This is a genomic window from Salinicoccus halitifaciens (assembly GCF_021026095.1).
Taxonomy (GTDB): Bacteria; Bacillota; Bacilli; order Staphylococcales; family Salinicoccaceae; genus Lacicoccus; species Lacicoccus halitifaciens.
The window spans coordinates 79699-93738 of record NZ_JAJNCU010000003.1 but is presented as its reverse complement, the minus strand read 5'-3'; the positions used below and the strand labels follow the sequence as shown (position 1 = coordinate 93738).

13 protein-coding genes and 1 riboswitch are annotated in these 14040 nt (G+C 52.1%); of the genes, 10 read left to right on the top strand and 3 right to left on the bottom strand.

Annotated elements, in window-relative coordinates:
• Positions 1-24 precede the first annotated feature (24 nt).
• Positions 25-135, top strand: a riboswitch (SAM riboswitch).
• Positions 136-206: 71 nt separating this feature from the next.
• From LPW40_RS07005 to LPW40_RS06975, 7 genes are all read left to right on the top strand, one after another.
• On the top strand, positions 207-2003 hold the full coding sequence (locus tag LPW40_RS07005; RefSeq protein WP_230821523.1) for a PLP-dependent aspartate aminotransferase family protein: 1797 nt from the start codon (positions 207-209) through the stop codon (positions 2001-2003).
• A gap of 16 nt (positions 2004-2019) precedes the next feature.
• Positions 2020-3030 carry an aliphatic sulfonate ABC transporter substrate-binding protein gene (locus tag LPW40_RS07000; protein ID WP_230821522.1) on the top strand — a complete coding sequence of 337 codons (1011 nt, stop codon included), beginning with the start codon at positions 2020-2022 and terminating at the stop codon, positions 3028-3030.
• A gap of 86 nt (positions 3031-3116) precedes the next feature.
• Positions 3117-3896 (top strand): ABC transporter permease, encoded by a 780-nt coding sequence (locus tag LPW40_RS06995; RefSeq protein WP_413775999.1) that lies wholly within the window; start codon positions 3117-3119, stop codon positions 3894-3896.
• A gap of 10 nt (positions 3897-3906) precedes the next feature.
• Positions 3907-4635 carry an ABC transporter ATP-binding protein gene (locus LPW40_RS06990; protein ID WP_230821521.1) on the top strand — a complete coding sequence of 243 codons (729 nt, stop codon included), beginning with the start codon at positions 3907-3909 and terminating at the stop codon, positions 4633-4635.
• Between the two features lie 37 nt (positions 4636-4672).
• Positions 4673-6358, top strand: coding sequence for an acetate--CoA ligase (gene acsA / locus LPW40_RS06985; protein WP_230821520.1), 1686 nt, complete (start codon positions 4673-4675; stop codon positions 6356-6358).
• 133 nt (positions 6359-6491) lie between these two features.
• A complete protein-coding gene (locus LPW40_RS06980) occupies positions 6492-7157 on the top strand; it encodes a YoaK family protein (protein WP_230821519.1) in 666 nt (221 codons plus the stop codon).
• Between the two features lie 19 nt (positions 7158-7176).
• The gene (locus LPW40_RS06975; RefSeq protein WP_230821518.1) at positions 7177-7662 is read left to right on the top strand and encodes a peptide-methionine (S)-S-oxide reductase; all 486 of its coding nucleotides are present in this window, start codon (positions 7177-7179) and stop codon (positions 7660-7662) included.
• Between the two features lie 27 nt (positions 7663-7689).
• Here LPW40_RS06975 and LPW40_RS06970 read toward each other — a convergent pair whose 3' ends face one another.
• Entirely contained in the window at positions 7690-9447 is a 1758-nt protein-coding gene (locus LPW40_RS06970) for a GMC family oxidoreductase (RefSeq protein ID WP_230821517.1), read from the bottom strand.
• The gene (locus LPW40_RS06965) at positions 9448-10230 is read right to left on the bottom strand and encodes a gluconate 2-dehydrogenase subunit 3 family protein (RefSeq protein WP_230821516.1); all 783 of its coding nucleotides are present in this window, start codon (positions 10228-10230) and stop codon (positions 9448-9450) included.
• A gap of 198 nt (positions 10231-10428) precedes the next feature.
• Between LPW40_RS06965 and LPW40_RS06960 the strand changes: the two genes are divergently transcribed.
• Positions 10429-11934 carry an FAD-dependent monooxygenase gene (locus tag LPW40_RS06960; protein WP_230821515.1) on the top strand — a complete coding sequence of 502 codons (1506 nt, stop codon included), beginning with the start codon at positions 10429-10431 and terminating at the stop codon, positions 11932-11934.
• A gap of 63 nt (positions 11935-11997) precedes the next feature.
• Here the strand turns inward: LPW40_RS06960 and LPW40_RS06955 are convergent, their stop codons facing one another.
• Entirely contained in the window at positions 11998-12477 is a 480-nt protein-coding gene (locus LPW40_RS06955) for a DUF1189 family protein (RefSeq protein ID WP_230821514.1), read from the bottom strand.
• 269 nt (positions 12478-12746) lie between these two features.
• Between LPW40_RS06955 and LPW40_RS06950 the strand changes: the two genes are divergently transcribed.
• The gene (locus LPW40_RS06950) at positions 12747-13850 is read left to right on the top strand and encodes a helix-turn-helix domain-containing protein (RefSeq protein WP_230821513.1); all 1104 of its coding nucleotides are present in this window, start codon (positions 12747-12749) and stop codon (positions 13848-13850) included.
• Entirely contained in the window at positions 13843-14040 is a 198-nt protein-coding gene (locus tag LPW40_RS06945; protein WP_230821512.1) for a PLDc N-terminal domain-containing protein, read from the top strand. Before LPW40_RS06950 ends, LPW40_RS06945 begins: the two co-directional genes overlap by 8 nt.

The following is a 14040-nucleotide window of genomic DNA, read 5'->3' as shown; positions in this document are numbered from 1 at the left end:
TATGCATTAATAAAATAATGAACCAGCTTATCAAGAGAGGCAGAGGGACTGGCCCTGTGACGCCCGGCAACCATTAGGCAGCATTGCTTAAAAAGGTGCTAATTCCTGCAGGATTTTCATCCTGGAAGATAAGAGGAGTAAAGGCTCTCTTCTTATACACAAAAGAAGAGGGCTTTTTCATTACATAAAAAATTGGAGGAATGGACATGTCAAATTCACATAACTCAACATACGATCTCGAAACCATATCACTGCACGGAGGCCAGGCGCCGGACCCGACGACGGGCTCGCGGGCGGTGCCGATCTACCAGACGACTTCTTACGTATTCCAGGATACGGATCATGCGGAAAGCCTGTTCTCGCTGGATGAGCCGGGCAACATCTACTCCCGCATCGGAAACCCGACGGTGGAAGTGTTTGAAAAGCGCATGGCACTGCTTGAAGAAGGGGTGGCGGCAGTGGCGACTTCCTCCGGCATGGCGGCAATCACACTGTCCATCCTTAACCTGGCAAGTGCAGGGGATGAAATCGTCGCCGGTGCGAACCTGTACGGCGGTACATACAACCTGTTCGCAGTGACGCTGCCGCGCTACGGCATCAATGTGAAGTTCGTCGATCCGACGGATCCTGAGAATTTCAGGGCAGCCATCACGGACAAGACGAAAGCGGTCTTCGGTGAGACCATCGGCAACCCGGGGCTGCAGGTCCTCGATATAGAGGCTGTGGCGGATATCGCACATGAGGCGGGCGTGCCGTTCATCATCGACAATACATTCGCAACACCGCATACATGTAAGCCGATCACGCTCGGCGCAGACATCGTCGTCCATTCCGCAACAAAATGGATCGGCGGGCATGGCACCTCGATCGGCGGGGTCGTCGTCGACGGCGGACGCTTCAACTGGAATACGGAGAAATTCCCGGAATTCACGGAGCCGGATCCAAGCTACAACGGCCTAAGCTATGCAGCGGACTTCGGCACGCTTGCATTCAGCACAAAGATCCGTGTGCAGCTCCTCAGGGACTTCGGTGCGACACTGAGCCCGCAGAACGCATTCAATCTGATCCAGGGGCTTGAGACACTGCACGTCCGTGTGGAACGCCATAATGAAAACGCTGAAAAGCTGGCGAAGTTTTTGACGGAACATCCGGCAGTGGAATGGGTCAACTACCCGGGCCTTGAAACGCATCCTTCCCACGACCTTGCGAAGAAGTACTTCAAAAACGGCTACGGCTCCATCATCACATTCGGCATCAAAGGCGGCAAAGCGGCCGGCAAGAAGCTGATCGACAGTGTGGCACTGTGGTCACATGTCGCGAACGTCGGTGATGCGAAATCACTGATCATCCATCCGGCTTCTACGACGCACCAGCAGATGACGAAAGAACAGCTCGATGAAACGGGCGTATACGAGGAACTTGTGCGCCTGTCGGTCGGCATCGAATCCGTAAGGGACATCCAGAACGACCTGAGCCAGGCACTGTCGAAAGCGACAGGAATTGATACAGGCGAAGCGGAAGAGATCGTCATCAACGATGAAGGCGTGATCAAGAGGATATTGAACGCAGCGACTGAGAAAGTGACGGAGGACGGCGAGGAGAAGACCCGCCAGAAGACATTGGCGGTCGTCGGCCTGAGCGGCAAGGAATCACGCCCGAGCTACAGGCTCGCCCGGAAGATGCAGAGGCTCGGCTATAAAATCATCCCGGTCAACCCGAGGGAAACCGAGATACTCGGTGAAAAGGCATATCCGGATCTGAAGAGTGTGCCAGAACATATCGATGTTGTCCAGGTGTTCAGAAGCCCTGAAGCGGCGGTGGGCATTGCCAAAGAGGCGGTCGAAGTGAAGCCTGAAGTATTCTGGCTGCAGGAGGGCGTGATTTCGCCTGAAGCTGCAGATATCGCAAAAGACGGCGGCCTCCAGGTCGTCCACAACCGCTGCACATATAAGGAGGCGCAGCGCCTCCGCGGCACGATATCAACATATGCATGCGAGATTTAATTGAGGGGGAACCGGAATGAAGAAGATATTGAACGGTAAATACAGGTTGCCGGCCGTACTGATTTCACTTGCGCTCCTTGCGGGATGCGCCTCCGGCGCCGCTGAATCTTCGGATTCAGCGGAAGGACCGGAAGAGATACGCCTGGACTATGCTTATTACTCACCAACGAGCCTCGTACTTAAGGAGTTCGGCTGGGCCGAAGAGGAATTTGAAGAAGACGGCATCGATGTTTCATGGACACTCAGCCACGGGAGCAATAAAGCGCTCGAATTTCTGAACAGCAACAGCGTCGACTTTGGTTCTTCCGCCGGGGCTGCTGCACTGATGTCCAAAGCGAATGGCGCACCGATTAAAAACGTGTATATATATTCCCAGCCGGAATGGACGGCGCTCGTCAAAAGTGCAGAGTCGGACATTGAATCGATTGGAGACCTGAAAGGTAAGAGGGTGGCGGCGACCCTCGGAACAGACCCCTACATATTCTTATTGAGAGCCATGGCCGAGGAAGGGCTGAGCCAGGATGACGTGGAAATCGTCAACGTGCAGCACAGCGATGGCGCAACAACGCTGAATAATGGCGGCGTGGATGCATGGGCGGGGCTTGATCCGCATATGGCACGCCTTGAGGTCGACTCAGGCGCGGAGCTGTTTTACAGGAATCCTGACTTCAACACTTACGGCTTCTTGAATGTGAGGGAAGCATTCGCAGAAGACTACCCTGAACATGTCGGACGCGTGATTGAAGTGTATGAAAAAGCGAGGGAATGGATACAGGAAAACCCCGAAGAAGCAGCTGAAATACTGATGGAAGAGGCTCAAATTGATCAGGCTGTTGCTGAAAAGCAGCTTGAAAGAAACGATTTTTCAAGCCCCGTCCCGGGCGCTGCCCAGCATGAGTCGGTGCTGGAAGCGGGCAGGATACTCCAGGATTCGGATGCCATCGGACCGGATATTGATGTGGAACAGCTGACGGATGACCTGATTGACCCGTCATACGCAGAAGAAACGATAGAATCTTCGAATTAGAGTGGAACGGAGTGATTTTAGTGAAAAAAAGTTCGGAATTGACCGCAGGTGAGCTGCATGGCACCAAACCACAGGGCAGGGGCGGGTTGAAATCTCAAAAGAGCAGGGTGCAGACCGTCATACTCGGGAGCATACTGCCGATCATCCTCATCATTGCATGGGAATTGCTGAGCCGTGCAGAGGTTTTCCCTTCTTATCAATTGCCGGCACCGACGGTCATTTTGGATACCATCGCCGGCCTCGCCGCCGACGGCAGCCTGTGGGGCCATGTCGGCATCACATTGTACAGGGTGTTGATAGGGTTCCTGATCGGTACGGCATTTGCGGTGATACTCGGTTCGATCGTCGGCTTCTATAAGAAGGCGGAGCAGTTGTTCGACCCGATGATACAGGCATTCCGTTCAATCCCTTCCCTTGCATGGGTGCCTCTGTTCATCCTGTGGATGGGCATCGGAGAACCTTCAAAAGTCACGATGATTGCTGTCGGTGTCTTTTTCCCGGTGTATCTGAATGTCGTCAGCGGCATCAACGGTGTGGACCGGAAATTGATCGAGGTGGGGAAGATGTACGGCCTGAATACATTCGAGCTGATCAGACGTGTGATCCTCCCGGCATCCCTGCCGTCGTTCCTGACGGGGATCCGAAGCGGCCTCGGCCTCGGTTGGATGTTTGTGGTGGCAGCCGAGCTCATGGGTGCGAGTTCAGGTCTCGGTTATCTGCTTGTGCTCGGCCAGAATACATTGTCCCCTGAGACCATTTTGGCAAGCATCATTCTTTTTGCGGTGGTCGGCAAGTCAACCGACTGGCTTTTAAAAATTGTGGAACAGAAATCCCTGCATTGGCAGGATAATGCTGTGAAAGCTTAGGAGGGATCAGATGAGTCTGAACATCAATAATATTTCCCGGTCCTTCAACGGCAAAGAAGTCGTGAAAAATGTTTCTTTCGAAGCAGATCCGGGTGAAATCGTCGGGTTACTCGGGACAAGCGGATGCGGTAAAAGTACTGTCCTCAGGGCGATTTCCGGCCTGGATACAGGGTACCGCGGCGAGGTTGAAATCAACGGAAAAGCATCGAGGAAAGTCGAGGCGTCCACAGGATTCATATTCCAGGAACCCCGTCTCATGCCATGGCTGAATGTGATGGAGAACGTCACGTTCGGTTTGAAAGGCAAAAAGGAATCGAAGGATGAAATTGGGAGAAAATATTTGAGGGATGTTGGTCTTGCGGGCAGTGAGCATCTTTACCCGAAGGAATTATCCGGCGGTATGGCCCAGCGTGTCGCCATCGCCCGTGCGCTGATCACTTCTCCCGAAGTGCTTCTGCTGGATGAGCCGTTCAGTGCACTGGATGCTTTCACTAAAATGCAGCTTCAGGACCTGCTCCTGGAAATTTGGGAGGAATACAGGACCACGATCGTCCTGGTCACCCACGACATAGAAGAAGCGACATATTTATGCGATAAAATCGTCATTTTGAAAGACCGGCCGGGCAGGGTCGGGCAGGAAATCATTTTGGATGAGCCGCGGCCGCGCCGCAGGGGCAGCAATGCACTGGCGAATTATAAAACGGACATTTTGAACAGCCTGGATTTGAGCAGGGTTTAAGGGATGGATGCATAACCTCAGTAAAGGAGTTTTTATTGTGACTTTGAATCAGTTGAAAATCATCGAACCGGTGGCCGGGGATTACAACCTCCCCAATTATTCGGAAGTACGCAGAAGTTTTAAATGGGAGGATGCCGGTGAAGACTTGAGCTTCAATAAGACCGGACGCTTGAACATGGCCCATGAGGCGATCGACAGGCACGTCGAGGACGGATACGGCCATAAGACGGCGCTCCATTATGTGAACGGGGATGAAAGGGTCAGCTACACCTTCAAAGAAGTGAAGGAGAAGACCGATCATTATGCACGTATTTTGAAGGAGAACGGCATAGAAAAAGGTGACAGGGTGTTCATCTTCCTGCCGAAGACCCCGGAGTGCTACATAGCGATCCTTTCTGCGATCAAGATCGGGGCGATTGCGGGACCTTTATTCGAAGCGTTCATGGAAGATGCAGTACGTGACAGGATGAACGACTGCGGGGCGAAACTCCTCATCACGGATAAGGAAATGGTGAAGCGGGTGCCGGAGAAGGATATTCCGACACTTGAGACAATCCTTTACGCAGAAGATATCGAGGCTGAACCGTTCATTGATGACGGGAAACAATATACGGAGTGGATGGATGCTGAAGACGGCATGCTGATCCACTATACGAGCGGGTCGACGGGCAAGCCGAAAGGTGTGCTGCATGCGCACCGTGTCGTGACGCATCAATACCAGTCCGGAAAGTGGGTGCTCGACATCAAGGACGACGACGTCTACTGGTGCACCTCGCACCCGGGATGGGTGACGGGCAGCGTCTACGGATTGTTCACACCGTGGCTGAACCGTGCAACGGTCGTCATCCAGGGCGGACGCTTCAAAGCGGAGCACTGGTACAAACTGATCGCAGAACTCGGTGTCACCATCTGGTACAGCGCACCGACCGCCTTCAGGATGCTTTTATCCCAGGGCGATGTACTGAAGGATTATGACCTGTCCTCCCTGCGGCACATACTCAGCGTCGGTGAACCGCTCAACCCGGAAGTCATCTACTGGGCATGGGAAGAACTCGGCGTGAGGATCCATGATACATGGTGGATGACGGAGACGGGCGCGCATCTCGTGGTCAACCTGCCGGGCGAGAAGATCAAGCCCGGCTCGATGGGACGGCCTTTCCCGGGCATCGAAGTCGGCATATTGGATGAGGCCGGTGAAGTCGTGCCGCGCGGCACGGTCGGGCAGCTTGCAGTGAAGACGCCGTGGCCGGGACTCATGAAGGAGATATGGGGGAACAAGGATAAATTCGACTCCTACTTCAAATATGAAGGATGGTATGTATCCGGTGACCTCGCTTATCAGGATGAGGAGGACTATGTGTTCTTCCAGAGCCGTGATGATGATATGATCAACTCTTCAGGAGAGCGGATCGGCCCGTTCGAGGTGGAAAGCAAGCTCATCGAACATCCGGCGATCCAGGAAGCGGGCGTCATAGGGAAGCCGCATGAAGTCCGCGGCGAGATCGTGAAGGCTTTCATCGTCCTCCGCGAAGGATACGTGGAATCTCCTGAACTGCTGGAAGAGATCCGTGTATTCGTCAGAAACAACCTTGCAGCACACCTTGCGCCGAAAGAGATTGAAGTGATGGATGAACTGCCGAAGACGACCATCAGCGGTAAAATACTGAGGCGTGAACTGAAACGGATGGAAATAGAAAAATCCGCCGTGGACCAGAATGCATAAATGAAGCGCCCCTCCTCAAAGGAGGGGTGTTTTATTTTTCGCAGGAAAAGGAAGGTATGAAGTTGTACAGCATCGGAGGGCAAAGTATACTGATTGTATAATCCCGCTCATTTTTCCAGTCAGGAGGATGATCATGAAACAGGAAAGGACCGAATATGATAAGACATTGACGGTTCTCACCGTCTTTTCCATTTTTCTGATGGGGTTCATTGATGCCTTCACCTTCATCACCCAGGACGGCCTCTTCGCCAGCGCCCAGACGGGCAACATCGTCGTCATGTCGGCAAGGCTGTTTTCAGGGGATTTTCTTGAAGCGGTCGTCCATGTGGCATCCTTCGCCGGTTTTGCCGTCGGTGCATTCCTGGCCCAGGGCATCGTCATGCGCTTTAAGGATCATGGATGGCGGAAGTACCGCACTTACCTCTTTCTCCAGATGGTCTTCCTGATGTTTGTCGCACTGTTCCAGGATGTCATCGGTGCCTATGCGCTCGGTTTTCTGCTGGGGCTGCTTGCCGGGTATGAACTGACCGTCTTCCGTAAGATCCAGACGACGAGCATCAACAACGGCATCATGACAGGCAATGCGAAAAACATGATGAATAACCTCTATCTTGCCATATTCCATAATGATAGAGCAGCCCTGTCCACCTTTGTGACACTGCTTGCAGGGCTCCTTGTATTCATGGTCGGTGCCGGTGCAGGGGCATTTATCCTGCTTTTCGGTGAGCAGTGGAACCTATGGGCAGCATTTTTACTCAATGTTATTTTTTATGTATGGCTGCTGATCAAAAAAGATTAATTTCGAAGGGGTGGAAGACGTGGAGACAGTATATCTCGCCGGGGGATGCCTTTGGGGTGTCCAGGCTTTCGTAAAGACACTGCCCGGGGTCGTGTCGACGGAAGCCGGCAGGGCGAACGGCAGTACAAGCTCACTTGAAGGTGAATATGACGGTTACGCGGAATGTGTGAAAACTGTGTTTGATCCGTCGCTCATCTCAATCGAGGCACTCATGGATCACCTGTTCGAGATCATCGACCCTTACAGTGTTAACCGGCAGGGTGAGGATATCGGAGAGAAGTACAGGACGGGGCTTTACAGTAAAGATCCGGCGCACTTGAAGCGGGCGGAAGTTTTCATCAAAATGCGTGAAGACCATGCGAGGATCGCGGTGGAGGTCCTGCCGCTTAAAAATTATGTAAGAAGTGCAGAAGAACATCAGGACAGGCTCGATAAGCATCCTGATGATTATTGCCATATACCTGCGGGACTGTTAAATAAATATAGAAATGAAAAAATCCTTTGACTCGAGTCAAAGGATTTTCTTATTTTATCATATCAGGTTGCTTTTTCTGTTCGCCTGAACCAGCTGGCCCTCTTCTTCATCCATATACATCAGGATGCCTTCAGCGGCACGGTAGGCGAGTGCCCCGATCGTCGGCGTCGGATGGTGTCCGCCGTGCTGAGGGAATGCCGAGCCGCCCACTACAAACAGGTTGTCGACATCCCACATCTGAAGGTAGCTGTTGACGACCGAAGTTTCAGGGTCGTCGCCCATCACGACACCGCCGGTGTAATGTCCGCCCGTATAGACGTGGTTGAACTCCTCGGGCATGGTTCCGGGCTCGACGATGTCTGCACCCATCTCTTCCATGATCTCTGTGCATCTCTCGATGCCGAACTCCCCGATATTCCTCTCGTTGTCACCGAATTTATATGTGACGCGGAGCAGCGGATCACCGTACTCGTCGGTGTAGGTCGGGTCGAGGTCCACATAGTTGTGCCAGTAGGACATCGCATTCGCCGTATACCAGATGGTCAAGGTACGGTATGCATATTTCAGCGATGTATCCTTATACTCCCTGCCCCAGCTCGGTGTGCCTTCCGGCAGGTTGCCGCTGCTGGTGATGGCGGCGTAGCCGTACTGCCTGAGCTCGATTGCCCCGCCGCCGAGGAAGTCGAGATCCGTGTGGTCGAAGTTGTCCGCGGCATAATCGCTCAATGTCGCACCAAGCGCACCTGCCCCCATGTACAGGTTGAACTTTTCATTCTCGAAATAACCGGTCGCCCCGTGGAACGCATGGTTGTACTGGCCGTTGAAGTTGCGGCCGAGCGTGCCTTCCCTTGTCTCAGGATCGTATTGTTCCCCGATGCCTGACAGCATCAGAAGGCGGTTGTTCGCGAATGCGAATGCTGCAAGCACGACCACATCCGCAGGCTGTTCATATTCAAGGCCGGTGTTTTCATCCACATAAAGGACGCCTGTCGCCATATTTTCATCCTCGTCATACAGCACACGTCTCACGTTCGCCTTGTGCCTCAATTCAAAGTTGTCATGGCGGTTGGCCGTCTTGATCACCGTCGCGATCGGATCCGACTTCGCATCAAAGTCGCAGCCGTGCCTTGTACAGTAGGAGCAGTACATGCAGGCATTGAGCTGTTCACCGTCCGGATTTTCATAGTTCTCCGTCATGTTCCCTGCGGCAAGCTGATAAGGGTGCAGCCCGAGGTTGGTCGCCGCGTCCTTGAAGAGCCTGAGTGACGGCGTTTCTTTCATCGGCGGGTTCGGCCAAGGACGGTTGCGCTCGGGTGCGAGCGGATCCTGCTCACCGCCGATGCCCGCCATATATTCCCACTGCTCATAATAGGGCTCCATCTCTTCGTATGTAATGCCCCAGTCCTGCAGGTTCATATCTTCAGGAATCTTATCCTCCCCGTAACGTTCGATGGTCTGGCTGCGCATTTCAAATTCATACGGCCAGTAGCGGTATGTCGCACCTGCCCAGTGCACGCTTGCACCACCTGTGTCGATGCCAATCTGCATCGTCTGCGGTGAGCGGATCGGGAGTGCGGTCTCATCGATTTCATTCCTTGAAGTCACCGTGTCACCTTTTAAGTTCTGCATGATGTCGTAACGGTTGTCGAACCTCAGTTCATCCTTCACACCGATATAGTCGCTGCGGACTTTTTCCTCCCCCTTTTCAAGGGCGACGACATTCTTTCCTGCTTTCGCGAGTTCTGCACTGACCACGCCGCCGGCCCATCCGGTACCGACGACGACAACGTCGACTCTGTCCAGTTCTTCAGCCATCTACATTCCTCCTCCTTGATAAGTGCGCAGGCCTTCAGGTTCTATCTCCTGAAATTCCTCCGATTCGATTTCATTCGTCCAGCCCATGCGTGGTCCAGGGAACTGTATCATGCGCCAGCCGCCATAGTCCCGGTTGCCGCCGTAGACGGGATCCGCGTAGACACCCTGGATCGTCATGCTGCGGAGCAGATTGAAGAAGTCGCCAGGAGCCGCGCCCGGCACATCCACATCACCGGATTCAAAATCTTCCAGAATACTGATCTGCGTATCTTCATCCAGGTTGTAAAATTCATCGTCGTGGTCTTCCAGACTGAGTTCACGCATGCGGCGCACACCGTTCAGCAGCATTTCGGCGCGTGTGATCTTCGCCTGATAGCCGTGCGTCGCCGAAGCCGTATAGTCGAAAGGCCCCATCATATATTCCCTGGCATTCCTGCCCCAGAATTCATTGCATTGCCTGTCGATGAAATAAGGTGCACCGAGTTCGATGGCGCCGGGCCCATTATCATCTTCCGGGTAAATCCTTTCCGTCGCCGCTGCAAGAGTTTCAAAATCTTCACGTCTGCTGAAGTAAGTCCGTGCGTCATCCAGGGGTTCACCGTCGGACGATGCAGTTTCGCCTTCAGTCTCTGTGCCGGGTTCAGCCGTCTGGGTGTCATCCTGGGAGCTGTAGAGGCTGCCGACTACACCTCCGAACATGGCACCGCCGACGATACCGCCTGCCGCGACCCCGGAAGTCTTAAGGAAATCACGTCTTGAAAACTTTTTTTCCTGATCAGCCATTGGAATTCCTCCTTCATGCTTATATAGTGAAAATAAAAAACTTAGTATACTTGAATTGTATAGTTGTTGCATATAATTGTCAAAATGTTTCAGCAATTTCGGCGCCTGGAAATCCTGTACTGTTAACTTTTCATATGACGGGTATGGATGTAGTAAGAAATCAGAGAGAAGGAATGAGTGATACAGGGAGGTATTGATATGGAAGAAAAGGTTTTGATATCCGGGGCCGGACCGAGCGGGCTTGTACTCGCACTGTCTTTCGCCAGGCAGGGCATCCCGTTCACCATCATAGACAAAGATGATGGGCCCGGGACGACTTCGCGCGCGATGGCCGTCCATGCCAGGACGCTCGAGTTCTATGAACAGCTGGGCATCGCCAACAAAATCGTCATCAACGGCATGATCGTCAACAAAGTCAATTTTTTCAGGAATAAAAACCATCTGGCTGATATCCCGCTCGGGCTGATCGGGCAGGACCTCAGCGAATTTCCATATATCCTGATACTGCCGCAGGATCTCCATGAGGAGATTCTTGTGGATGCCCTGCATGAGGCGGGGCATGAAGTGAAATGGCAGCATGAATTGAAAAACTTCAAAGATGATGGGGAGACGGTTGAGGTTGAAATGGAGACACCGGAAGGTACAGTGACCGAAAATTTTGCCTATCTGTGCGGCTGCGACGGTGCATCCAGCACTGTAAGGAAAGCGCTGGACATCGATTTCACCGGAGGCACATACGACCCTGTGTTCTTTGTGGCGGATGTGGAAAATGGGACATTTCTTGAGAATCCGGCAGTCGGTTTCCACGAAGAGAACTTCTGCCTCGGTTTCCCGATCAGGACGATGGATCAGGTCAGGCTGATCGGCCTGATCCCCGATGAATATATGGAGGATGGTAAGGCACCTGAAGATTTTTCCGGTATGACTGCTTATGCAGAGAGCGTCCTCCCGGTCAAGATTGAACAGGTGAACTGGTATTCCTCCTACCGATCGCATCACCGCGTGGCGGAGTCCTTCAGGAAGGGGCGGGTATTCCTCGTCGGGGATGCCGGCCATATACACAGCCCCGCCGGCGGGCAGGGGATGAACACCGGAATCGGCGATGCAGTGAATTTATCTTGGAAGCTGAGCGCGGTCCTGAAAGGGCGGGCTGCAGAAGAAATCCTTGATACGTACGAAGCAGAGCGCATCAAATTCGCACATACGCTTCTGCAGACGACCGACCGGATGTTCAACTTCATAGTGAACAAGCAGCGCCTGAGGAATTTTGTAATCCCCGTGTTCATCCCCCGGATCCTCCGTTTCAGCAATATGAAGGACCGGCTTTTCCGGACGATTTCACAAATACATGTCGAATACCGGGAAAGTGACCTCAGTGAAGGCGCAGCCGTCAAAGTGAAGGGCGGCGACCGCCTGCCGTGGACCGGCCGCGGTGAAGTGAACAACTTCCGGCCCTTAAATTCCCTCGACTGGCAGCTCCATGTATATGGGGAAATGAGTGAGGAAGTTGCAGCCCTTGCAGAAGAGACGGGCTTTGAGCTCTTTCATCTGCCTTGGGAAGAATCCTTCGAAGACGCGGGGATAGAGGAGGATTCGGTATATCTGATCCGTCCGGACGGCCACATTTCAGTTGCCGTAAAACCTGAAAATATTGAAGATATACGCGCCATGGTCGAGAAATACAGCATCCGGCGCCTGCATTGATCTTTGAATTCCCAATAAAAAATGCGCCTGTCCCGGTAATACGGGGCAGGCGCATTCAAATGTTCAAGTTCTTTTCCTGGCCTTGGGATAGGCAAGGATCATCCCGAAATAAATGATGATGAATAATATGAGCAATAGAAGCCCCATGTAGGGGAATGTGATATCAAACAACTCCAGTATGGTGAAGATGATGACCGGATACGTCAGGGCATAGACCGTCATCCTCCAAAGGAGAGGATAGACCAGTTTTCTGCCTGTCAGCCACCTGAACAGCAGGCCGAGCGATGCCAGGAATGATATCGCAAGAATGCCGAAAAGTATGACGAGCGACGGGTACAGTATCAGGATGATCAGATATTCCTGTGCGAATCTGCCGCGGCTGACGGAATCAGCGATCAGCTGGATGCCGTTCGGCAGAAATATCAGCAGAAGCAGGAAAAGTATGTATCCGAAAAAATGTTTTGTCTTCACACGGTTCAATTGAAAAACGGCCCGCCGGGACGGTGCCGCGAGGCTCAGCTTCAGTACATGCAGAATACCCATGTGTTCGATCCTCCGTTATTGTATATTGAAATCTGTATCAGCGGAATCAGTTATAACAACCTTCCGGTATGTAAGCTTTTTGATTATAACATCTCCGGGATATTTTATTCCAACCGGCGGTTTGCTTTAACCATGACAGTGATATTAAAACTTTTAAATCATCCATGGAACGAATCAACCAACAGTTGACTTTTATGCATAAAAGTAACTAAAGAAGTAATATATAATCAAAGACATCCGATATAAAATGGACTTAAAGGGGGTGCGGTATGTCAGAGATGAACATCAGTCAAAATATACTTTCACACAGGAAGAGGATCGGCTTCACCCAAAATGAACTTGCGGAATTCCTGAATATCAGCAAGGCGGCGGTCTCGAAATGGGAGAAGGGGCACTCGATCCCCGATATCGGTTACCTCGGCGAGCTCTCGGTGCTGTTTGATATCTCGCTCGATGAGCTGGTCGGTTTTTCCCCGGACCTCAACAAATCGCAGATCAGGCAGATCTACAATGAGTTTGCGGAAGCTTTCAGCAGTGAAGATTTCGAGGCTGTGCTCGGCAGGGTGCGGAGCTATTCAAAAAGGTATTATAACTGTTATCCATTCCTTTCCGCAATGATCAAACTGCTGATCAACCATGTCAATTTCACTGAAGATAAAGATCCGGTCCTCGAACTTGCCGAAACTTACATCGGAAGAGTGCTTGAGTTTTCAGAGTCGCTCCACCTGAAGGAGGAGATGGTCTTCTACAAGGCCGTGATCCTGATCATGAAAGAGCAGCCAGGGGAGGCGAGCGAACTGCTGAAGGACTTCAATCTTCCAAAGCTGCCGGTCAGTTCGGTGCTGGCACAATCATATCTGCTGATGAACGAGCCTGAAAAAGCGAAATCGACGCTGCAGATCCAAATATATGAGGGCGTCATATATATGATGAATGATTTGACGATGCTTCTGCACTCCGGCCTCTATGATGATCTGGATGGAGTGATTGAAAGAGGTTCGGGGCTTGACCGGACTTTCAACATGAAGTCCCTGCATCCGAATTCCATTTTGAACTTCTACCTGGCTGCTGCGATGAAATACGTTCATGATAAAGAGCAATGCCTGTTTTATTTGAGGGAATTTCAGGAATGTGTGAAGAATCTATTCAAAGAATACTATATCCACGGGGATGAATTCTTCTCCGAAGTGGATCAGTGGATCGCGGATATCGACACGGGCAGGGACGCCCCGGTTAAAATCGGCCTGGCCAAAGAGCAGCTGATCGATGTCGTCGAAAACAGTGCAGTCTTTTCAGCATACAAAGATGACATCAGCTTTAAAAACATCGTCCATAACCTTAAAAAATATATCGGAGGCGAAAAAAATGAATAATGAAATCAATGAGCTTCTGCCATTCCTCATCCCGCTTGCAGCGCTCCAGCTGATCCTCATGATCACAGCCCTTGTGATGGCGATCAGGCAGCAGACTTTCAGATACTTGAACAAACCGGTCTGGGTGCTCATCATCATCCTGTTCAATCTGATCGGCCCGATACTCTACTTCGTCCTGGAGCGCCGGTGA

Coding starts and splice junctions, on each gene's coding strand:
- LPW40_RS07005 (WP_230821523.1), top strand. CDS start 207: ATGTCAAATTCACATAACTCAACATACGATCTCGAAACCATATCACTG.
- LPW40_RS07000 (WP_230821522.1), top strand. CDS start 2,020: ATGAAGAAGATATTGAACGGTAAATACAGGTTGCCGGCCGTACTGATT.
- LPW40_RS06990 (WP_230821521.1), top strand. CDS start 3,907: ATGAGTCTGAACATCAATAATATTTCCCGGTCCTTCAACGGCAAAGAA.
- LPW40_RS06980 (WP_230821519.1), top strand. CDS start 6,492: ATGAAACAGGAAAGGACCGAATATGATAAGACATTGACGGTTCTCACC.
- LPW40_RS06970 (WP_230821517.1), bottom strand. CDS start 9,447: ATGGCTGAAGAACTGGACAGAGTCGACGTTGTCGTCGTCGGTACCGGA.
- LPW40_RS06965 (WP_230821516.1), bottom strand. CDS start 10,230: ATGGCTGATCAGGAAAAAAAGTTTTCAAGACGTGATTTCCTTAAGACT.
- LPW40_RS06960 (WP_230821515.1), top strand. CDS start 10,429: ATGGAAGAAAAGGTTTTGATATCCGGGGCCGGACCGAGCGGGCTTGTA.
- LPW40_RS06955 (WP_230821514.1), bottom strand. CDS start 12,477: ATGGGTATTCTGCATGTACTGAAGCTGAGCCTCGCGGCACCGTCCCGG.
- LPW40_RS06950 (WP_230821513.1), top strand. CDS start 12,747: ATGTCAGAGATGAACATCAGTCAAAATATACTTTCACACAGGAAGAGG.
- LPW40_RS06945 (WP_230821512.1), top strand. CDS start 13,843: ATGAATAATGAAATCAATGAGCTTCTGCCATTCCTCATCCCGCTTGCA.